Below are 20,850 nucleotides of genomic sequence, written 5' to 3'. Positions count from 1 at the left end.
CCACGGATGACGGAGCGATCGGACGTCGTCGTCGTCGGCGCCGGCCTCGCCGGGCTCGCCGCGGCGCTCGCGCTCGAGGACGCGGGGCTCGACGTGCGGGTGCTCGAGGCGCAGCACCGGGTCGGCGGCCGCGTGCATTCGATGCGCCAGCTCGGCACGCAGGCCGAAGCGGGCGGGACCTACATCGGCGCCGGCTACGAGCGCGTGATCGCTGCGGCGCGGCGCTTCGGCGTGCGGCTGATCGACGTCACGCCGCTCCTCGAGTTCTTCCGCGAGCAGGAGCTCGTGCTCGGCGGCGAGATCATCGGCCAGAACGAGTGGCCCGACCATCCGGCGAACCCGTTCCCGCCGCGCGACCGCGCATTGATGCCGTGGACGTTCCACCGGGTGCTCGCGATGCGCGAGAACCCGCTCGAGCGGCCCGAGGACTGGCTCGACCCGCGCTTCGCGCACGCGGACGTCTCCGTCCACGCGTGGATGCGCTCGCTCGGCCTGAGCGATCGCGCGATCGAAATCGGCTACGAGCTGAACCCGAGCTTCGGCGCGGATGCCCGCGACGTCTCGGCATTGCAGCTTTTCTTTCGCGCGGCGTTCTCGAAGGCGCAGCGGCGCCTCGCGCCCGAAGGACGCGTCGGGTTCACGGCCGCGGGCGGTGTCCAGAGCATTCCGGAGGCCATGGCCGCCGCGCTGCGGCGGGAGGTCGAGCTCGGCCGCGCGGTCGCGGCGATCGAGTCCGAGGCCGACGGCGTGCGCGTGCATTGCGCCGACGGGAGCCGTGCGGTCGCCGACTTCGTGGTGTGCGCCGTTCCGCACGCAGTGCTCGGAGAGATCCGCATCAGCCCGCCCCTCGAAAGTCAGGCCGCGCAGGTCGCCGCCCTTCCTTCGCAGCCGGTCACACAGGTCTATCTGCTTCCGAGGACGCCGTTCTGGGAGGAGGACGGCCACGCCCCGAGCCTCTACACGGACTCCGCGGCCGGCATGATCGCGGCGGCGCGTAACGGCGAGGACCCGCGCGAAGTGACGAGCTTGACCGCCTGGGTCATGGGTCGCGGCGCGGCGCGGCTCGACCGGATGCCGGAGGCGGATGCCGCGCGGGAGGTGATCGCCGCGATCGAGCGCATCCGACCGGCGGCCAAGGGGCGGCTCGAGGTCGCGGGATTGAAGTCCTGGGGCAACGACCCGTACGCGCGCGGCGCGTGGGCGTATTTCCGCCCCGGCGCGGTGCGCGCCTTCGCGGACGCAGCGGCCGGCCCGCACGGCCGCATCCACTTCTGCGGAGAGCATCTCGCGCGGGCGAGCCGCGGCATGGAAGGGGCGATGGAGACCGGCGAGCGCGCCGCCGCGGAGATCCTCGCCCGCCTGTGAGGCGCGCGCTCCGCGAAGAGCAGCGCAGGCCTCGGCACTTTTCCGATGCCCGTAATTTTCGCGATGGGCGCGCCGGGATCCCGGCAATGGGCGGCCGTCGCAAGCCGCGATCTTATGCGCTTTGGCTATACGGGAATAAGAACTTAAACCTTCCGGTAATCGAGGCCGGACCGTACTTTAGTGCGCTCCGGATCAACTCCATTTTGCTCACCGCGCCGCCGGCGCGCGGAGCAGAGCGGACAAGAATGAGCGCACTTCCCGATTCTCTAGGGCAGGACGTTCGAGGCTCGAAGCCTGCCGAGCTGATGTCGTACGACGAGGAAAGCACTCGCGCGCACGCCCTCGAGCACTGCAATCGTCTGTTTGCGGACCTGAAGCCGCGCGAGCGCGTGGAGTGGGCGTTCGAGAACCTTCCGGCGAACCACGTGCTCACGTCGAGCTTCGGCGCGCAGGCCGCCGTGTCGCTGCACCTCATCACGAGCGTCAAGCCCGACATTCCGGTCGTGCTGATCGACACCGGGTATCTTTTTCCCGAGACCTACCGCTTCGTCGACGAGCTCGTGGAGCGGCTCGATTTGAACCTCCGGGTTTATCGCGCGGAGCTTTCACCGGCGTGGCAGGAGGCCCGCTACGGCCAGCGCTGGAACCAGGGGCTCGCGGGCATCGAAGCATACAACGAGGAAACGAAGGTTGAGCCGATGCGTCGTGCGCTGCGCGAGCTCGGCGTGAATACCTGGTTCGCGGGTCTGCGGCGCAAGCAAAGCGAGTCGCGCGCGCGCATTCCGTTCCTCGACTGGGCCGGCGGGCGCTGGAAGGTGCATCCGATCGCCGACTGGAGTGATCGCGACGTGCATTACTACCTGAAGGAGCACGGGCTGCCGTATCACCCGCTGTGGGAGAAGGGGTATCTCTCGATCGGCGATTACCACAGCACCCGGCCGATCCACGAGGTCAGCACGGTGGAGCAAACCCGCTTCTTCGGCTTGAAGCGGGAGTGCGGGATTCACGAGATCGACCTGGGCGATCTCTGAAACCAGGAAAAAGGTGTCAGACACCTTTTCCCGGGAAAAGGTGTCTGACATCTTTTTTTGGGCCCGCTACACCGGCGCGCCCTGCTCGCAGCCGCCGCGCTCCGGCAGCACGACGTCTTTCAGCAGCTCGTCGACCTGCTCCTGCGTGGGCAGGCCGGCCGCCTGCCGGATCAGCTGCGTCGAGTAGTGCGGCGCGAGAAAGTGGATGAAGTCCACCATGAAGCTGCGCAGCACCATCTCGCGCGGGAACCCGATCCACGTCGTGACCTTCGGGAACAGCCCCCTCGCGTCGAGCGCGACGAGATCCTCGAGGTCCTGGCATTCGAAAGCCATCGATGCGATCACGCCGACGCCCATTCCCATTCGGACGTAAGTCTTGATGATGTCGGCGTCGCGCGCCGTGAAGACGACGCGCGGCTCGAGACCCTGATCGTGGAAGGCGCGCTTGAACGAGGACTCCCCCGTCAGCGAGAAGACGTACGTGACGAGCGGGTAGTTCGCGAGCGTCTGCAGATCGAGCGGCTTGCGCTGCTCGGCGAGCGGATGGTGCTTCGGCACGAGAGCGATGCGGTGCCAGTGGAAGATCGGCAATAGCGTGAGCTGCGAGAACAGATGCCGGGCGCCGCTCGCAATGGCGAAATCGACCTTGTTCGTGCTGATCAGCTCCGCGATCTGCTCGGACGTTCCCTGGTGCAGCTCGAGATCGACCTTCGGGTAGCGCTCTCTGAAGCTCCGGATGACCTCGGGCAGCATGTATCGCGCCTGCGTATGCGTGGTCGCGATCGAGAGCGTTCCCTCCTGCTCGGCCGTGAGGTCGCTCGCGAGGCTCGTGATGTTGTCGACTTCGCGCAGGATCTTGCGGGCGCGCGCGATCACCTCCCGCCCGGCCGGCGTGACGGCCGCGAGGCTCTTGCCCTTCCGGGTGAAGAGCTGCACGCCGAGCTCCGCCTCGAGCTGCTTCAGCTGCTTGCTGATGCCCGGCTGGCTCGTATAGAGCCGCTCGGCCGCCGCGGTGATGTTCAGGCCGCTGTCGACGATGCCGATCAGGTACTTGAGCTGCTTCAGCGTCAACAGCGCCCCCGGTGCCGCTCTCCCTGCACAGTGAAAAAAGCCGCGTCCTCCCCGAGGAGTCGGCGGCCGACCGAATATATAACCAGCGGTTACAAAGGTGTCAACCGAGCCCGCTGGACCCAAAAAGGTGTCAGACACCTTTTCGCCCCGGCGGCCAATAAAGATGTCAGACACCTTATTCCCGGGAGAATCGTGTCCGACACCTTTTTTCGGGGCATAACCAACGAAGGAGTTCGTCTTGGCCCCGGCGCGGGCGCGGGTTATCGTGCGTGCCGCCTTTTCCGGAGAACCGGTCGGCTCGATCCGGCCAGCGCCTCAGCCGCTTCACGATGCGCCATCTACCGCTCTTTGCCCAGCTGAAAGACCGCCCGTGCCTGATCGTCGGCGGCGGCACCGTGGCCGAGCGCCGCGCGCGGCTGCTCCTCGAGGCCGGCGCGCGCGTCACCGTCAAGGCGCCCGAGATCGGTGCCGGGCTGCGCGCCCTCGCGGCGGCGGAGCCGCGGCTCGCGCTCGAGCTCGGAGAGCTCGCGGCCGCGGACGTCGAGCCCTATTGGCTGATCGTCGCGGCGACCGACGACCGGGCCGTCAACGCCCGCGTTGCCGCCGCCGCGGAGCGGGGCCGGCGCTTCTGCAACGTCGTCGACGACGCGGCCCTTTCGTCGTTCATCATGCCGGCGATCGTCGACCGCGATCCGATCACGATCGCCGTGTCGAGCGGCGGCCGGTCCCCGGTCGTGAGCCGCCACGTGAAGGGCCTGATCGAGGCTCTTCTGCCGTTTCGGATCGGCGCGCTCGCACGACTCGCGGGAGCATGGCGGGAGCGGGTTCGCGCCGCGCTTCCGGACGCGGACGACCGCCGTCGCTTCTGGCAGCACGTCGTGCAAGGCCGCGTGGCCGCGGAGTGCGTGGCCGGGCGAGACGACGCGGCCGCGACCGCGCTAGAGCAGGAGCTCGACGCGTGGCGGTCGGGGCGGATCGACGCGGCGCGCGAGCCGTCCGACGCCGCGGACCCTGCCGAGGGCCGGCCCGGCCCTGACGCCCGGCGAAGCCGCGGCGAAGCCTGGCTCGTCGGCGCCGGCCCCGGGAACCCGGAGCTGATCACGCTCAAGGGCCGCCAGCTGCTCGCCGACGCCGACGCCGTGCTGTACGACCGGCTCGGCACCGCGAAGCTCCTGCAGTTCGCGCGCCGCGACGCGGAGCTGATCTCGGTCGGCAAGACGCCGGGCCGGCCGTCGATCACCCAGGCGCAGATCAACCGGCTGCTCGTGCAGCTCGTCGCGTCCGGCAAGCGCGTGTGTCGGCTGAAGGGTGGCGATCCGATGGTCTTCGGCCGGGCCGGCGAGGAGCTCGACGCCCTCGTCCAGGCCGGCTTGCCGTTTCAGATCGTCCCCGGCGTATCGGCCGTAGAGGGCTGCGCCGGCTACGCGGGAATCCCGCTGACGCTCCGCGGCGTGTCGCGCACGCTTCTGATCTCGACCGGGCGAGCGAACGACGACGACTCGGGCGACCTCGCGTCGTTCCGTCCGGGTCAGACGCTCGCGCTCTACATGGGCGTCGGGCAGTACGGGACGATCGCGTCCGACTTGATCCGCCTCGGTCACTCCCCCGACACGCCCGCGGCGATCGTCGAGAACGGCACCACCGACGAGCAGCGCGTGATCCTCACCGTGCTGCGCCTTCTGCCCCGGGCGACGGACGCGCTCCGGGTGCGTCCCCCCGCGCTCCTCGTGATCGGCGAGACGGCGCGCCTCGCGGAGCGCTACGGATGGTTCGGTCCGAGCCGGCTCGAGGTCTTCGACGACCGCGCGGCCCGCGGGCTCGCTCGTGTAAGCTAGGTCGGCGGAGCGCGGCCCGAGACCGCGCGGCCGTTCCTGCTTCACGTCAGCCCAGCGATGAGACCGGCGCAATGATCTACGAAAGCATTCTCGACACGATCGGCAACACTCCCATCGTCAAGCTCGCGAGGATCGCTCCCGCGCACACGACGATCTACGTGAAGATCGAGGCCTTCAACCCGATGGCGTCGGTCAAGGACCGGCTCGCGATCGCGATCATCGACGATGCGGAGCGGCGCGGGACGCTGAAGCCCGGCCAGACGGTGATCGAGGCCACGTCCGGCAACACCGGCATCGCCCTTGCGATGGTCTGCGCGGCGCGCGGCTACCCGTTTGTCGCGACGATGGCCGAGACGTTCTCGGTCGAGCGGCGCAAGATCATGCGCGCGCTCGGCGCGAAAGTGCTGCTCACGCCGGCGGCCGAGCGCGGCACCGGCATGGTGAGGCTCGCGGAGCAGCTCGCCGAGAAGCACGGCTGGTTTCTCGCCCGGCAGTTCCAGAATCCAGCCAATCCGGCGTACCACCGTCAGACCACGGGACCCGAGATCCTTTCCGACTTCGCCGGCCGGCGGCTCGATTTCTGGGTGACGGGATGGGGCACCGGCGGCACGCTGACCGGCGCCGGCGAGGTCATCAAGCTCGCCCGGCCCGAGGTGCAGATCGTCGCGACCGAGCCCGCCGCCGCGTCGCTGCTCGGCGGCAAGCCGTGGCAGCCGCACAAGATTCAGGGCTGGACCCCGGATTTCGTGCCGGACGTGCTGAACCCGAAGGTCTTCGATCAGCTCGTCACGGTCACGGACGAGGAAGGCAAGGAGATGGCGCGGCGCCTCGCGCGCGAAGAGGGGATCTTCGTCGGCATCTCGTCGGGCGCGACGCTGGCCGCGGCGGTCAAGGTTGCCGAGCGCGCGCCGGAAGGCTCGGTGCTGCTCGCGATGCTGCCGGATACCGGCGAGCGCTACCTCGGCACCTATCTGTTCGACGACATCCCGGACGGCTCCGACGACGAGTGGCTCGCGAGCCTCGGATAGCTCGCATTACCGGCGGCCGGGCACCGGCGGTTCAGCGGCGTCGCGACCGGGCTTGCCGGCGTAGCGCACATCGTAGAGCCGGCGCGGGGAAGTCTCAGGACGAGCTGGACTTGTAGGCCGCGGAGGGTCCGCGCCTCGACAGGTCGCCGTCGTCCTCGACGTCCGGCAAGGTGCCGCGGCGGACCCGGCGAGAGGGCGCGGATTGCGCGTCCTCGCGGCCCTGGCACTCCGCTTCCCACGCCGCGAAGCAGCGGACGTGCATGTGGTGCTTGTCGATCGTGCCGTCCACGTCGTCGACGAACTCGACCTCGAGCTCGACCTCGTTCGGCGCCACCGGAGTCCCGCAGATCGTGCAGGCGGCGCCCGCGCCAGGCCCTCCCCAGGTACGGCTCGGCCGCCGATTCGGCAGGGCTCCGGCGCGCATCGCTTGTCTGGCACGGTCGCGCAGGTTTTGGTCGTCGTTCATGCGGGTGTATTCCTGGATAGCGCTCGCGGCGCGTTGTCGAGGGGGGGCGACTACCGTGTTAGTTCCGGAACCGCGCGTCGTCGTTCTATGGGCTAAAACGTCAAAGCGCTGCGTGCGGACTGCGGGAAAACGGGAAACCGGCGGTCGCCGAACGGCGACACTGTACGCATCCGCGCCAGGGATACGCCGAAGGATGGCGGAGAGGGAGGGATTCGAACCCTCGAAGGGCCTTTTGAAGCCCTTACTCCCTTAGCAGGGGAGCGCTTTCGACCACTCAGCCACCTCTCCGAATGATGAGTCGGGTCGAGCCGCGACCTGTGATTCTAGCGGCTGCACCCAGCGACCGCGACATGAAGGGATCCCGCCGGATCGCGATCCGGATCATGCGGGGGCGTGGACCCGGGGCGGCGTCAGACTATCTGTGCCCGGCGCCGACGGCCTGCGGTTGTCGATTCTCCTCGTCCGACTGCTCGCGCTTGATGCGTTCGTAGATCTCTTCGCGGTGCACTGCAACTTCTCGGGGGGCGTTCACACCGAGGCGTACTTGATTTCCCTTCACGCCCAGGACGGTCACGGTCACATCGTTTCCGATGACCACCGTCTCCCCCACTCGCCGGGTCAAGATCAGCATAGCCAAACTCCTTCTTGGTCTCGCCGCTGATTCCTCGGCCGCACTCTCCTGTGCGACGCGGTTTCGAGGCATCAACGGCCGCCCGTCTGCCCGAGGATGACGATTGCGCCCCTGGTGCGCGCTGCTCTCCCCCTCGAACGTCCGTGGCCAAGGCCGGCCTTTATCTTCGTTATTGCATCTGCTGGCCGGTCCCCCCGGTCGGAGCGCCCGTGGCGCGACGCCCCAACGGTCCAATGGTAATGCATTTCCCGACGATGTAACCCTTTCCGAGCGATTTTTATTGACATTCCGGGCCCTGCGATAGTCCCATCGCCGGAGGCCCAAAATAAGGTGTCTGACACCTTTTTCGGGGCAGGGAAAAGGTGTGCGACGCCTTTCTCGGCCGGAAAATGGTGTCGAACACCTATTTTCAGCAGATGGAGGCGACCTCGCGCTCGACGAGCGCGAGCGCCTCGTCGAGCTGCTCCGGGCGGTTGCCGCCGGCCTGCGCGAAGTCCGGCCGACCGCCGCCCTTGCCGCCGACCCGCTCCGCGACGACGCGGATCAGGCGGCCCGCCTCGAGGCGGTCCGTGAGGTCCTTCGTGACCGCGGCCACGAGCCGCACCTTGTCGCCTTCGGCCGAGCCCAGCACGACGACGCCGGAGCCGAGCTTGTCCTTCAAGCGGTCCGCCGTATCGCGCAGTACCTTGTTGTCGACGCCGTCGAGGCGGGCGACGAGCACCTTGACGCCGCCGACCTCGGTCGCCTCCTCGAGCAGATCGCGGCTGCCCCCGCTCGCGAGCTTCGCCTTGAGAGCCTGAACCTCGCGCTCGAGCCCGCGGTTGCGCTCGATCAGCTGACGAACCTTGTCGAGCACGTCGTCGCGGCTGCCGCGGACGAGCCCGGCGACGCCTTTCAGCATGCGCTCGTTCGCGGAGATCCACTCGAGGGCGCCCGCCCCGGTGACGGCCTCGATCCGCCGCACGCCCGCGGCGACGCCGCTCTCGGAGACGATCTTGAACACGCCGATGTCGCCCGAGCGGCGCACGTGCGTGCCGCCGCAAAGCTCCGTGGAGAAGTCGCCGAGGCGCAACACGCGCACCCGCTCTCCGTATTTGTCGCCGAAGAACGCGATCGCGCCCGACGCGATCGCCTCGTCGAAGCCCATCACGCGAATCTCGGCGTCGACGTTCAGCCGAATCTGCTCGTTGACCAATGCCTCGACGCGCTCGAGCTCCTCGGGCTTGACCGGCTCGTAATGCGAGAAATCGAAGCGCAGGCGGTCGGGCGCGACGAGCGAGCCCTTCTGCTGCACGTGATCTCCGAGCACGCGGCGGAGCGCCGAATGAAGCAGATGAGTGGCGGAGTGGTTCAGCCGGATCGCGGCGCGGCGTTCGCCGTCGACCACGGCGCGGACGCGGTCGCCGACACGAAAAGTCCCCGCCGCGACGGTGCCGATGTGGCCGTACGCCGCGCCGAGCTTTTGCGTGTCGGTCACTTCGAGCTCGGCCGCTTCGTTGCGAAGCTTCCCCGTGTCGCCGATCTGCCCGCCGCTCTCGGCATAGAACGGTGTGCGGTCGAGCACGACGGTGCCCCGCTGCCCCGCGTCGAGGTGCTCGACCGGCCGACCTTCCTCGTCATAGAGCGCGGTGATCTCGCCGTCGAGCTCGAGCGTGTCGTAGCCGAAAAACTCCGTGGGGTGCTCGAGCACCGGCGCCGCCCCGCCGTTCGACCCGAAGCGGCTTGCCTTGCGGGCTCGCGCCCGCTGCGCCTCCATCTCCCGATCGAAGCCCGCCTTGTCGATCGTGAGCCCGCGCTCGCGCGCGACGTCGGCCGTCAAGTCCTCGGGAAATCCGTACGTGTCGTAGAGCTTGAACACCGTCTCGCCCGGAATGACTCCGCCTTTCGGCAAGTGCGCGATCGCGTCGTCGAGCAGCCGCATGCCCTGCGCGAGCGTCTCGGCGAAGCGCAGCTCCTCCTGGTGCAGCACGCGCTCGACGTGCGCGCGGCGCGCGACGAGCTCCGGATACGCCTCGCCCATCTCGCGCTCGACGGCCGTGACGAGCGAGTGGAAAAACGGCCGATCCTGCCCGAGCTTGTAGCCGTGGCGCACCGCGCGGCGAATGATCCGCCGCAGCACGTAGCCGCGCCCCTCGTTGCCCGGCAGCACGCCGTCGGCGATCAGGAACGAGCACGCGCGGATGTGATCGGCAATCACGCGCAGCGACTTGCTCTCGAGATCGCGCGTGCCGGTGGCCGCGGCGGCAGCCTCGATCAGCCGCACGAAGAGATCGATCTCGTAGTTCGAGTGCACGCCTTGCATGACGGCTGCGATCCGCTCGAGGCCCATCCCGGTGTCGACCGACGGTTTCGGCAGCGGCGTGAGCTCGCCTTCCGCGTTCCGGTCGAACTGCATGAACACGAGATTCCAGATTTCGACGTAGCGGTCGCCGTCCTCGTCCGGGGAGCCGGGGGGACCGCCGGGAATCTCGGGCCCGTGGTCGTAGAAGATCTCGCTGCACGGCCCGCACGGGCCCGTGTCGCCCATCGCCCAGAAGTTGTCCTTCATCCCGAGCCGCGAGAAACGGGCCGGGTCGACGCCGATCTCGTCGAGCCAGATCGCAGCCGCTTCGTCATCGTCCTCGTACACGGTGCACCACAGGCGCTCCGGCGGCAGCCCGAGCACCTGCGTGACGAGCTCCCATGCGTAGCGGATCGCCTCGCGCTTGAAGTAGTCGCCGAAACTGAAGTTGCCGAGCATCTCGAAGAACGTGTGGTGGCGCGCCGTGTAGCCGACGTTCTCGAGATCGTTGTGCTTGCCGCCCGCGCGCACGCACCGCTGCGCCGAGGCCGCGCGCGGAATCGCCCGCGTCTCGCGGCCGAGAAAGACGTCCTTGAACTGCACCATGCCGGCGTTCGTGAAGAGCAGGGTCGGGTCGTTCGCCGGCACGAGAGGAGAGCTCGGCACGATCTCGTGGCCGCGCTGGGCGAAGAAGTCGAGAAACACTCGACGCAGCTCGTTGCTCGAAACGCTCATAGCCAGTGGGTCTTCCGGGTGCTCACGTGCACCGCGCAGGCCGCCTTCCGACCCGCCCGCGCGGCGGGGCAGCAGACGCTAATCCGAATCGGCGTCGACTTCCAGTGCCGCGTCGATCTGGGCCGCGTCGAACCCCCGATATTGCAGGAAACGGGCCTGGCGCGCTCGTTCGGCGCGATCGCGGGGCGGCTCCGGGCCGAAGCGTTTCGCCCGGACGCGCCGCGCGATCGCGCTCCAATCCTCGGCGGAAGCGGCGACGGCCGCGGCGGCCGCAGCGCTTGCGACCCCGCGCTGCGCGAGCTCGGCCCGAATGCGGAGAGGTCCGACGCCGCGCGCCGCTCGGGAATCGATGAAGGTTTCCATGAACCGCTGACCGTCGAGGTGGCCTTTTTGTTCCAGCCCGTCGAGGGTGGACGCGATCAGGGCCTGCGGGAAGCCGCGGGCGGCGAGCTTGCGCTCGAGCTCGAGCCGGCTGTGCTCGCGCCGCGCGAGCAGCGCGACGGCCTGCCGCTCGCAGGCGGCCGGGTCGTCTCGGTCAGCCGCGGCCCGCCGGGGCATGATCGGCGCGCCCGTCGTGACGCACGGGCCGGATCAGGCTTGCTGGAGCGCCGCCCCCTCCGCCTCTTCGGCCGCGGCTTCGGCCGAGCCTTTCTTCGGCAGCAGCTTCGCGCGGACCTTGGCTTCGATCTCGGCTGCGACGGCCGGATTCTGCAGCAGGAAATCGCGCGCGTTCTCCTTGCCCTGGCCGATGCGGTCGCCGCCGTAGCTGTACCAAGAGCCGGACTTCTCGATGATGTTCTCCTTCACGCCGAGATCGATGATCTCGCCCTCGCGCGAGATGCCGTGGCCGTAGAGGATCTCGAACTCGCACGTGCGAAACGGCGGCGCGACCTTGTTCTTCACGACCTTCACGCGCGTCTCGTTGCCGAGCACCTCGTCGCCCTTCTTGATCGAGCCGATCCGACGGATGTCGAGCCGGACGGACGCGTAGAACTTCAGCGCGTTGCCGCCGGTGGTCGTCTCCGGGTTGCCGAACATCACGCCGATCTTCATGCGGATCTGGTTGATGAAGATCACGAGGCAGTTGGAGCGCTTGATGTTCGCCGTGAGCTTGCGCAGCGCCTGCGACATCAGCCGTGCCTGGAGCCCCACGTGCGAGTCGCCCATCTCGCCTTCGATCTCTGCTTTCGGCGTGAGCGCCGCGACCGAGTCGACGACGATGACGTCGACCGCGCCGGAGCGCACGAGCATGTCGGTGATCTCGAGCGCCTGCTCGCCGGTGTCGGGCTGCGAGATCAGCAGATCGTCGACCTTGACGCCGACCCGCTCGGCATAGACCGGGTCGAGCGCGTGCTCGGCGTCGACGAACGCGGCGGTGCCGCCCTGCTTCTGAACCTCCGCGACGACTTGAAGCGTCAGCGTGGTCTTGCCCGAGGACTCGGGCCCGTAGATCTCGACGACACGGCCGCGCGGCAACCCGCCGACGCCGAGCGCGATGTCGAGCCCGAGCGACCCGGTGGAGACGACCTCGACGTCGCGCGACGCGATCGAGTCGCCGAGACGCATGACGGACCCCTTGCCGAACTGCTTCTCGATTTGACCCAAGGCCGCGGCGAGGGCTTTCTTGCGGTTGTCGTCCATTCGATGTTCCTGAGGAGTGATCGGATTCGCGGAGCTTCGGAGCCGCCGGACGACGGCGGCAGCGCGGATTATTTCATAGATTCCGGGGTCGAGCAGCCGCGGTTTTGTCGGCCATCCGCGCGGATTCGCGGCGCGCCCGAAAAACGTGTCAGACACGATTTTCGGCAAAATCGTGTCTGACACCTTTTTTCGACACCTTTTTTCGCGACGGGCCGTTACAGCGGCCAATGCTCGAGCGGCTCGTAGTGCACGCTGCGCGGCAGCGGAATCGACTCGACGAGCGTGAGCGCGGCGACGGGCCAGCGCACGGGCGTCACCGGCTCCTCCACCGGGCGGGCGCGGCGCGCGAGCGTGAGATGCGGGCGATAGATCCGCGGCTCGCGCTCGAACCCCTCGCGCTCGAGCCGGTCCCACAACGCCCGCTCGAGCTCCGCGAGCGGCGGCGAAACGCTTCTCGGCACCAGAGAAAGCGTTTTCGAGCCGTCGAAATACGCGAGCGAATCGAGCTCGAGCTCGAATGCGCCGACCGGGATCGGCGGCACTTGCGACGCGCGCTCGAGCTGCTCCGCGTCGAGCCCGCCGAGAAACGCGACCGTGACGTGCAGGTTGCGCTTCGCGGTCGGCCGCCCGCCGCAAAGCCGGACGACCCGGCGGCTTGCGCGCGAGATCGCGTTGCGCGTCGCATCGTCCGGCCAGAGCGCAAAGAAGACTCGCCGCCGGCGCGCTCGCTCCTCGTTCGCCGGGGCCTCTCCGGTCATCGGGCACCCGCCTCCGCCGCCGCGATCAGGCCTTCGAGCGCGCACGCGACGCTCCGCCGCCGAACGCTCTCTCGCCCGCCGGGGAAGCGCCGCCGCTCCGTCGACGTCGCGGCCGGGCTCGCCCAGGCGAACCAGACCGTGCCGACCGGCTTGTCCGCCGTGCCGCCGCCGGGCCCCGCAACGCCGCTGACAGCCACCGCGAGATCGGCCCCGGCCCGGCGCCGCGCTCCTTCCGCGAGCGCGACGACGACGGCCTCGCTGACGGCGCCGTCGCGGTCGATCAGCTCGGCCGGGACGCCGAGCATCTCCGTCTTCGCCGCGTTCGAGTACACGACGAAGCCCGCGCCGAACCAGCCGGAGCTGCCCGGCACGTCCGTCACGGCCTTCGCGATCCAGCCCCCGGTGCACGATTCGGCCGTCGCGAGGGTCCAGCCGCGGCCGGCCAGCCGCTCGCCGAGATCCCGGGCGAGGCGCTCGAGCTCGTCGTCGCCCGGCCCGAGCGCGTCGTCGGCACCGCGATCCGCGCCCGCGGCCGTCATGCCTCGCGTTCCTGTGCGGCGGCGCCGGCGCGCCGGGCCGGCCGGCCCCTCCGAGCCGCGCGCCCGCCCGCGAGCACGCTGCGGTACACGCCGAGGTTTCCCGCCACCATCCGCTCGGCCGTGAACGCCGCCTCCACCCGGCGCCGCGCGGCCGCGCCGAGCCGGAGGCGGAGATCGGCGTCATCGAGCAGCCGCCCGAGGGCGGAGGCCCACGCGGGCACGTCGCCGGGCGGCACGAGAAGGCCGCTCGTGCCGTCCTCGATCACGTCGACGAGCCCGCCGGCCGCCGAAGCCGCGACCGGGAGGCCGGCGGCCATCGCTTCGAGCACGGCGAGCCCGAGGCCTTCGGCCCGGGCCGGATGCACGAGCAGGTCGAGCCCCGGGAGCAGGCTCCCGAGCTCGACATGGAAGCCGGCGAGGCGCGCGTGCGCGCCCAGACCGCGGCGCTCGATCTCGCGGCGCAGCGCACCCTCCTCGGGCCCGCGCCCGAAGCAGACCAGGACGACCCGCGGATGGCGCGCGACGACCGCGGGCAGCGCGTCGAGGATCACGCGATGCCCCTTGCGCGGGATGAGCTGCGCGACGATGCCGGCGATGCAGGCGTCGGCGGGGAGATCGAGCGCCGCGACCAGGGCCGAGCGGGCCGCGGGGGCCGGCCGGTACGCTCGGGGATCGACGCCGCTCGGCACGACGTGCACCCGCGAGCCGGGCACGCCGGCGTGCTCGACGAGCTCAGTGCGAACGGCGCGGGAGATCGCGATCAACGCCGAGTAGGGCCGGTACTTCAGACGCGCCCACGCGCGCGGCTCGCGCTCGTCGACGCGGCGCGTGAGCACCGCGGGCCACGGCGCGCCGGCGCAGGCCAAGCCGCCGAACAGATCCGCGCCGCGGCGCGAATGCACGTGCACGAGGTCCGGGCGCCGGGCCGCGATCGCCCGGCGATAGCGTCCGATCGCACGAACGTCGAGATCGCCCCGCATCGGCAGCTCGACGATCTCAGGGCGCGCCGCGGAGCGCGCCGCGGCCTCGGCGATCTCGGAGCCCGCGGGGCACAACAGCGTGCTGCGGGCGCCGGCGCGGCCCGCGCCGTCGATCAGCGACAGCACCTGGCGGGCGCCGCCGTAGAGGTGGCGCCCCGCTTCGATGTGCACGACGTGCATTGGCCGATGATACTCGCCTCCCCGCGCCCCGCAGGCGGCCATATCCCGAGCGATTACAATGGGCGCCCGCGCCGCGCGGCTTAGGGATCCGCGCGCGCTCCGCCCCGGGGACCATCCGAAGAACGCCGAACGCTTCCCGATCGCAGTGAGCACCGCCGAGCCCACAGGCCACACGCCGATGATGCAGCAGTACTTGGCGATCAAGGCCGAGTGTCCGGACATGCTGCTGTTCTATCGCATGGGCGACTTCTACGAGCTCTTCTACGACGACGCGCGCCGCGCTTCGAAGCTGATCGACATCGCGCTGACGAAGCGCGGGCAGTCGAACGGCGCGCCGATCCCGATGGCGGGCGTGCCGGTGCATTCCGTCGAGACGTACCTCGCGCGGCTGATCCGGCTCGGCGAGTCCGTCGCGATCTGCGAGCAGATCGGCGACCCGGCCGCGAGCAAGGGGCCCGTCGCCCGCGAGATCGTCCGCATCGTGACCCCGGGCACGCTGACCGACTCGGCGCTGCTCGACGAGCGCGAGACCCGCCACCTGGCGGCCGTGAAGCTCGGCCGGCCGATCGGGCTCGCCTGGCTCGATCTCGCCGGCGGCCGCTTCGCCGTGGACGAGCTCGCCGACCTCGACGCCCTCGCCGCGGAGCTCGAGCGGCTGAAGCCGGCGGAGCTCCTGATCGCCGAGGACGCGTCCGGGCCGGACTGGCTGCTCGAGCGGCCGGCCGTGCGTCCCCGCCCGCCGTGGCAGTTCGACGAGGAGAGCGGCCGCCGCCTGCTCTGCGAGCAGTTCGGCGTGCGCGACCTGCTCGGCTTCGACGCCGAGGACGTGCCGGCGGCCATCGGCGCGGCCGGGTGCCTGCTGCAGTACGTGAAGGAGACGCAGCGGGCGCGCGTGCCGCACCTTCGCGGCCTCACGCGCGAGCGGCGCGACGACGCGCTGATCATGGATGTCGCGACGCGGCGCAATCTCGAGATCGAGACGAGCTTGGGCGGGCGCCCCGAGTACACGCTGGCCGGCATCATGGACCGATGCGCGACGGCCATGGGCAGCCGGCTGCTCCGCCGGTGGCTGAACCGGCCGATTCGCGCGCGGGCCGAGCTCGAGCTGCGCCAGCAGGCCGTGACGGCGCTTCACGGTGCACCGGAGCTTCGCGCGATCCGCGCGGAGCTCGGCGAGATCTGCGACCTCGAGCGCATCCTCACGCGCGTCGCGCTCGGCTCCGCACGCCCGCGGGATCTCGCGCAGCTGCGGGACGGCCTCGCGCGGCTGCCGGAGCTGAAGCGCCTGCTCGGCGAGCTCGACGCGCCGCGTCTCGCCGAGCTCGCGGCACGGTGCGGGGAGCACGAGGCCGAGCGCGCGCTGCTCGAGCGCGCGATCGTCGACGCGCCGCCGGTGCTGCTGCGCGACGGCGGCGTGATCGCGGAGGGCTACGACGCCGAGCTCGACGAGCTGCGCGCGATCAGCGAGAACGCGGGCCGTTACCTCGACGAGCTCGAGGCGAAGCAGCGCGAACGGACGGGCATCGCGTCGCTCAAGGTCGGCTACAACAAGGTGCACGGCTTCTACATCGAGGTCGGCAAATCGCATTCCGATACCGTGCCGGCCGACTACGTGCGGCGGCAAACCCTGAAGGGCGCGGAGCGCTACATCACTCCGGAGCTCAAGGCGTTCGAGGACAAGGTGCTCGGCGCGCGGGAACGGGCGCTCGCGCGCGAGAAGCACCTCTACGAGGCGCTGCTCGCATCGCTTGCCGCCGATCTCGAGGCGCTGCAGACGACCGCGGCCACGGTCGCCGAGATCGACGTGCTCGCGAATCTCGCCGAGCGCGCGCAGGCGCTCGATCTCTCGCGGCCGCGTCTCGTCACGGAGCCGCGGCTGAAATACCGGACGGGCCGCCACATCGGCGTCGAGCAATCGAGCGACGCGCCGTTCGTGCCGAACGATCTGGATCTCGACGACCGCCGGCGGATGCTGATCGTCACCGGCCCGAACATGGGCGGCAAATCCACATACATGCGGCAGACCGCGCTGATCGCGATCCTCGCGCACGTCGGCAGCTTCGTGCCGGCCGAGGACGCGGAGATCGGTCCGATCGACCGCATCTTCACGCGCATCGGGGCCGGCGACGATCTGACGGGCGGCCGCTCGACGTTCATGGTCGAGATGACCGAGACCGCGAACATCCTGAACAACGCGACGCGGGAGAGCCTCGTGCTGATGGACGAGGTCGGCCGCGGGACGAGCACCTTCGACGGGCTCTCCCTCGCGTGGGCCGCGGCACGCCACATCGCTCGGCACGTCGGCGCGTTCACGCTCTTCGCCACGCACTATTTCGAGCTCACGAGCCTGCCGGAGGAACTCGGGTCCTGCGCGAACGTGCATCTCGACGCCACCGAGCACGGGCGCGAGCTGATCTTCCTGCATCGGGTGAAGCCCGGCCCGGCGAATCAAAGCTACGGGCTCTCGGTCGCGGAGCTCGCCGGCGTGCCGCGGGAGGTGATCGAGGAGGCGCGCGAGTATCTGGCGCGGCTCGAGCGGCATCAGCAGGCGCTCGCCCCGCCGAGCCCGCAGCGGCAGCTCGAGCTCGCGCCGCCGGCCGACGCGGCGGCGGCATCCGTCGCGGACGCGCTTCGCCGCATCGACGTCGACGCGCTGTCGCCGCGCGAGGCGCTCGGCGTGCTGTACGACCTCGCGGAGAAGGCGAAGCGGCGCTGACGTGCGCGGCGCTAAAGGCAAAGCCGCGCTGACGCCGGCGGCGCTAAGGGCGAAGCGATGCCGACGCGCGGCGCTACCCGCGCGGCTTCGGCTCCGTGAAGCGGCCGGCGCGAAGAAACCGGACGACGTGCTCGGCGACCTCCGGCGACCACAGCATCGACAGATGCGTGCAGGGCAGCACGACATGATCGGCAGCGCCGGCGAGACGCGTCTCGTCGACGGCGACCGTGCCGTCGTTCGGCGACGGCAGCCCGCCGAGCAGCCGGCCGAGGCCGAGCGGCAGGCTGCCCGCGATCACGCCGACCTCGCATGGCCCCGTCCACGCGCCGCAGCCGCCGCTCGTGAGGAGATCGCGGATGCAGCGGCCGACGACGCGCCGCCCGAACGGAGTGCCCTCGAGCACGCGCCCGGCGTGCGTCCCGTTCAACGGCGAGCCGAGGCAGACGATCCGGCCGGCATGCGGCAGCGCATGGCGCTGGAAGAGCCTGAGGATCAGCACGCCGCCGAGGCTGTGACCGACGAAATGCAGCGGCGCGCCGGGGATGCCCGCCGCGAACTCGGCGAGGCGATTCGCGTTCTCGTCGAGCCCGTGCTCGACGGTCCGGTAGACGAAAACGTACGTTCGGTATCCGGCGGCCTCGAGCCGCCGCCGCAGCAGCCACGTCTCCCATCCCGGCATCCACAGCCCGTGGACGACGACGACGGCCGGCCCCGGGCCGACATTCGTCGACGGCGGCGGCATGGCCGGGCGCCGTGCCGGCGGCGGGCTCACCTCATTCATGTCCCTCATTGGCGGCGCTCGCGCGCAGGCGTTCCAGCGCTTCGCGATTCGTCCACGAGCCGACGCGGGCGATCGCTTCCTCGAGAGGCAGCCACAGATAGCGGCGATGCTCGCGCGGATCGATCGTGACCGGCAGCGCCTCGGGCAGCTCGAGGTAGAAGAGATGCTCGAGGTTCTCCTCGACGCCGGGCGGATACCGGTGGCGCCACTCGGGCAGGATGCGGAAGCGCCGGCGCACGTTCGCCTCGCGGAGCCCGGCCGGGTCGAGCCCGGTTTCCTCGACGACCTCGCGGGCCGCCCCGTCCGCCGGAGCCTCGCCCCACTGCAGGCTGCCGGTCACCGACTGCCAGAAGCCGGCGGGAACGACGCGCTCGAGCAGCAGGCACGCCCGCGCCGCGTCGTGGATCACGACGAGCACGGACTCGGGGCGGCGATACGCGGGATCCGCGTCGTCGGCCGCCGTTTCCCGGTCCGGTCCGCGCGGGTCAGGCTGCGGCGTCCGTTCCGGCCGGCCGGGCATCCGCGCGCTCCGTCAGCTCCCGGCCGGCGTGCGCAAACGGATGCCGACCTCGCGAAGCTGCTCGGGGTCCGCCGGGCTCGGCGCGCCGGTCATCAGGCAGCTCGCGTTCTGCGTCTTCGGGAACGCGATGACCTCGCGGATGCTCTCGGCGCCCGCCATCAGCATCACGAGCCGGTCGAGGCCGAATGCGATACCGCCGAGCGGCGGGCAGCCGTACTGCAACGCCGTCAGCAGGAAGCCGAACTTCGCGGACGCCTCGTCGCGGGAGATGCCGAGCACGTCGAACACGGCCGTCTGCATCTCCGGGTCGTGGATACGGATCGAGCCGCCGCCGATCTCGTAGCCGTTGATGACCATGTCGTATGCGCGTGACATCGCGGCGAGCGGCGCCGCCCGGAGCTCGTCCGGAGTCACGTCGCGCGGCGCCGTGAACGGGTGGTGCAGCGGCGAGAGCGTTCCCTTCTCGTCCGCCTCGAACATCGGAAAGTCGACGACCCACAGCGGCGCGAAGCCTTCGGCAACGAGCCCCCGGTCGCGCGCGAGAGCGTCGCGCAGCACGGCGAGCGAATCGTTTACGACACGGCTCTTGTCGGCGCCGAAGAAGACCAGGTCGCCGCTCTCCGCGCGCACGCGCTCGAGCACGGCCTCGATCGCCTCGTCGGGCAGGAACTTCAGGATCGGCGACTGCAAGCCGTCCCGGCCGGCGCCGCGGTCGTTGACCTTGATGTAGGCGAGCCCCTTCGCGCCGTGGCGCCCGACGAGCGTCGTGTAGTCGTCGATTTCCTTCCGCGTGAGGCTGCCGCCGCCGGGAAGGCGCAGCGCCGCGACGCGGCTCTCGGGATCCTGCGCCGGCGCCGCAAACACCTTGAAGTCGACGCCCGCCATGAGGTCGGCGACCTCGACGAGCTCGAGCGGGTTGCGCAGGTCCGGCTTGTCCGTGCCGAAGCGCGACAGGGCCTCGGCGAACGTCATGCGCGGAAACGGATCCGGCAGCTCGATGCCCATCACGCGCGCGAAGCAGTCGCGCATCAGCGCTTCCATTAGCGACGTGATCGCGGCCTCGTCCATGAAGCTCGTCTCGATGTCGAGCTGCGTGAACTCGGGCTGGCGGTCCGCTCTCAAGTCCTCGTCGCGGAAACACTTGACGATTTGGTAGTACCGGTCGAGGCCCGCGATCATCAGGATCTGCTTCATGAGCTGCGGCGACTGCGGCAGCGCGAAGAAGTTGCCGGGCTGCGTGCGGCTCGGGACGAGATAGTCGCGGGCGCCCTCGGGCGTCGTCTTCGTGAGGATCGGCGTCTCGACGTCGATGAAGCCCGCATCGTCGAGAAAGGCGCGCAGCGCGCGCGTGACCGCGTGCCGCAAGCGCAGATTGCGGAGCATCGACTCGCGGCGCAGATCGAGATATCGGTAGCGCAGCCGCAGCTCCTCGCTCGCGGGCTCGTCGTGATGGAACGGAGGCGTCGCGGACTTGTTCAGCACGGTGAGCGCGTCGGCGAGAAGCTCGACCTCGCCCGTGGCGAGCGCCGGGTTCACGGTGCCTTCCGGCCGGTCCCGCACCACACCTTCGACCGCGATCACGTACTCCCCGCGCAGCCGCTCCGCCTCGGCGAAAACATCGGGGCGCTCCGGGTCGAACACGATCTGCAGCAGACCTTCGCGGTCCCGCAGGTCGACGAAGATCACGCCGCCGTGATCGCGCCGGCGATGCACCCAGCCCGCGACGGCGATCCGCCGGCCGACCAGGCTTCGATCTACGTGGCCGCAGTAGTGACTGCGCATTGGCTAACCCTCTTCTCCGGCGGCTCGTCGGTCGGGCCGTCGCCGCCGCTCCGGCGTGTCGCCCGAAGGTCGCGCGGCCGGACCCGGCGGCGCGGCGTTCCCGATAAGGAACGACAAAGACGCGGGAGGGTCAAGGCGACCCGAAAGGGCGCGAATCTTACGGTGCGGCCTCGAACCGCGCAAGCCGGCGACGGCGCGCTGCGGCTTCGTCCGGGCTGCGGGCGGCTCCCGCGGAGCCGCTCGAGAGACGATTCTCCGCGGGAACACGGCCTCCCGCGCGCCCGCCGTTCACTCCAAGGCAGTAGACTCGCATCATCACGGGAGACTCGTGAGCACGCGCATGGAAACATGGCCCCGGCGCCACCGCATCACCGCCGATGAGTACTGTCGGATGGCGGAGGTCGGCCTACTGGCGCCGGAGGCACGCGTCGAGCTGATCGAGGGAGAGATCTTCGACTTGCCGGCGCTCGGAAAGACCCACGAAAGCGTGGTCGATCAGCTCAACCATTT

The 20,850-nt window shown here is 70.1% G+C and carries 17 protein-coding genes and 1 tRNA gene; 5 read left to right on the top strand and 13 right to left on the bottom strand.

Going from position 1 to position 20,850, the window contains the following annotated elements:
* Positions 1–6 precede the first annotated feature (6 nt).
* Positions 7–1,365 (top strand): NAD(P)/FAD-dependent oxidoreductase, encoded by a 1,359-nt coding sequence (locus tag VF329_07170; GenBank protein ID HEX7080777.1) that lies wholly within the window; start codon positions 7–9, stop codon positions 1,363–1,365.
* Positions 1,366–1,610: 245 nt separating this feature from the next.
* Entirely contained in the window at positions 1,611–2,396 is a 786-nt protein-coding gene (locus VF329_07165) for a phosphoadenylyl-sulfate reductase (protein HEX7080776.1), read from the top strand.
* Between the two features lie 66 nt (positions 2,397–2,462).
* On the opposite strand, the gene VF329_07160 is transcribed toward VF329_07165, so the two are convergent.
* A complete protein-coding gene (locus VF329_07160; GenBank protein ID HEX7080775.1) occupies positions 2,463–3,467 on the bottom strand; it encodes a LysR substrate-binding domain-containing protein in 1,005 nt (334 codons plus the stop codon).
* A gap of 329 nt (positions 3,468–3,796) precedes the next feature.
* Between VF329_07160 and cysG the strand changes: the two genes are divergently transcribed.
* Positions 3,797–5,302 carry a siroheme synthase CysG gene (gene cysG / locus VF329_07155; GenBank protein ID HEX7080774.1) on the top strand — a complete coding sequence of 502 codons (1,506 nt, stop codon included), beginning with the start codon at positions 3,797–3,799 and terminating at the stop codon, positions 5,300–5,302.
* 71 nt (positions 5,303–5,373) lie between these two features.
* Entirely contained in the window at positions 5,374–6,330 is a 957-nt protein-coding gene (cysK, locus tag VF329_07150; GenBank protein HEX7080773.1) for a cysteine synthase A, read from the top strand.
* Positions 6,331–6,424: 94 nt separating this feature from the next.
* On the opposite strand, the gene VF329_07145 is transcribed toward cysK, so the two are convergent.
* The 9 genes from VF329_07145 to VF329_07105 form a co-directional block, all read right to left on the bottom strand.
* Positions 6,425–6,796 (bottom strand): hypothetical protein, encoded by a 372-nt coding sequence (locus tag VF329_07145; protein ID HEX7080772.1) that lies wholly within the window; start codon positions 6,794–6,796, stop codon positions 6,425–6,427.
* A gap of 194 nt (positions 6,797–6,990) precedes the next feature.
* Positions 6,991–7,084: transfer RNA gene (locus tag VF329_07140), tRNA-Ser, on the bottom strand.
* A gap of 127 nt (positions 7,085–7,211) precedes the next feature.
* The gene (gene csrA / locus VF329_07135) at positions 7,212–7,427 is read right to left on the bottom strand and encodes a carbon storage regulator CsrA (protein HEX7080771.1); all 216 of its coding nucleotides are present in this window, start codon (positions 7,425–7,427) and stop codon (positions 7,212–7,214) included.
* A 409-nt stretch (positions 7,428–7,836) separates the two neighbouring features.
* On the bottom strand, positions 7,837–10,443 hold the full coding sequence (gene alaS / locus VF329_07130; protein ID HEX7080770.1) for an alanine--tRNA ligase: 2,607 nt from the start codon (positions 10,441–10,443) through the stop codon (positions 7,837–7,839).
* Between the two features lie 78 nt (positions 10,444–10,521).
* Complete coding sequence (locus VF329_07125; GenBank protein ID HEX7080769.1) at positions 10,522–11,001, bottom strand: regulatory protein RecX; 480 nt, start codon at positions 10,999–11,001, stop codon at positions 10,522–10,524.
* Positions 11,002–11,034: 33 nt separating this feature from the next.
* On the bottom strand, positions 11,035–12,084 hold the full coding sequence (gene recA / locus VF329_07120; protein HEX7080768.1) for a recombinase RecA: 1,050 nt from the start codon (positions 12,082–12,084) through the stop codon (positions 11,035–11,037).
* Positions 12,085–12,299: 215 nt separating this feature from the next.
* The gene (thpR, locus tag VF329_07115; GenBank protein ID HEX7080767.1) at positions 12,300–12,842 is read right to left on the bottom strand and encodes an RNA 2',3'-cyclic phosphodiesterase; all 543 of its coding nucleotides are present in this window, start codon (positions 12,840–12,842) and stop codon (positions 12,300–12,302) included.
* Positions 12,839–13,381: a CinA family protein gene (locus VF329_07110; protein HEX7080766.1), complete on the bottom strand. Its 543-nt coding sequence runs from the start codon at positions 13,379–13,381 to the stop codon at positions 12,839–12,841. The genes thpR and VF329_07110 overlap by 4 nt, the downstream gene beginning before the upstream one ends.
* Entirely contained in the window at positions 13,378–14,541 is a 1,164-nt protein-coding gene (locus tag VF329_07105) for a glycosyltransferase family 4 protein (protein ID HEX7080765.1), read from the bottom strand. Before VF329_07105 ends, VF329_07110 begins: the two co-directional genes overlap by 4 nt.
* Positions 14,542–14,719: 178 nt before the next feature.
* On the opposite strand from VF329_07105, the gene mutS reads away from it, so the two are divergent.
* On the top strand, positions 14,720–17,257 hold the full coding sequence (gene mutS, locus VF329_07100) for a DNA mismatch repair protein MutS (GenBank protein ID HEX7080764.1): 2,538 nt from the start codon (positions 14,720–14,722) through the stop codon (positions 17,255–17,257).
* A gap of 73 nt (positions 17,258–17,330) precedes the next feature.
* On the opposite strand, the gene VF329_07095 is transcribed toward mutS, so the two are convergent.
* The 3 genes from VF329_07095 to aspS are packed head-to-tail and all read right to left on the bottom strand — an operon-like array spanning position 17,331 to position 20,340.
* Positions 17,331–18,047: an alpha/beta fold hydrolase gene (locus VF329_07095; protein ID HEX7080763.1), complete on the bottom strand. Its 717-nt coding sequence runs from the start codon at positions 18,045–18,047 to the stop codon at positions 17,331–17,333.
* Entirely contained in the window at positions 18,031–18,558 is a 528-nt protein-coding gene (gene nudB, locus VF329_07090; protein ID HEX7080762.1) for a dihydroneopterin triphosphate diphosphatase, read from the bottom strand. Before nudB ends, VF329_07095 begins: the two co-directional genes overlap by 17 nt.
* Before the next feature lie 12 nt (positions 18,559–18,570).
* Positions 18,571–20,340: an aspartate--tRNA ligase gene (gene aspS / locus VF329_07085; protein HEX7080761.1), complete on the bottom strand. Its 1,770-nt coding sequence runs from the start codon at positions 20,338–20,340 to the stop codon at positions 18,571–18,573.
* Positions 20,341–20,850 lie beyond the last annotated feature (510 nt).

The organism is Gammaproteobacteria bacterium (assembly GCA_036381015.1).
In the GTDB taxonomy this organism is placed as follows: Bacteria; Pseudomonadota; Gammaproteobacteria; order Steroidobacterales; family Rariloculaceae; genus ZC4RG20.
Note: the sequence above shows the minus strand (reverse complement) of the source record. Positions and strands in the feature narration are given on the sequence as shown.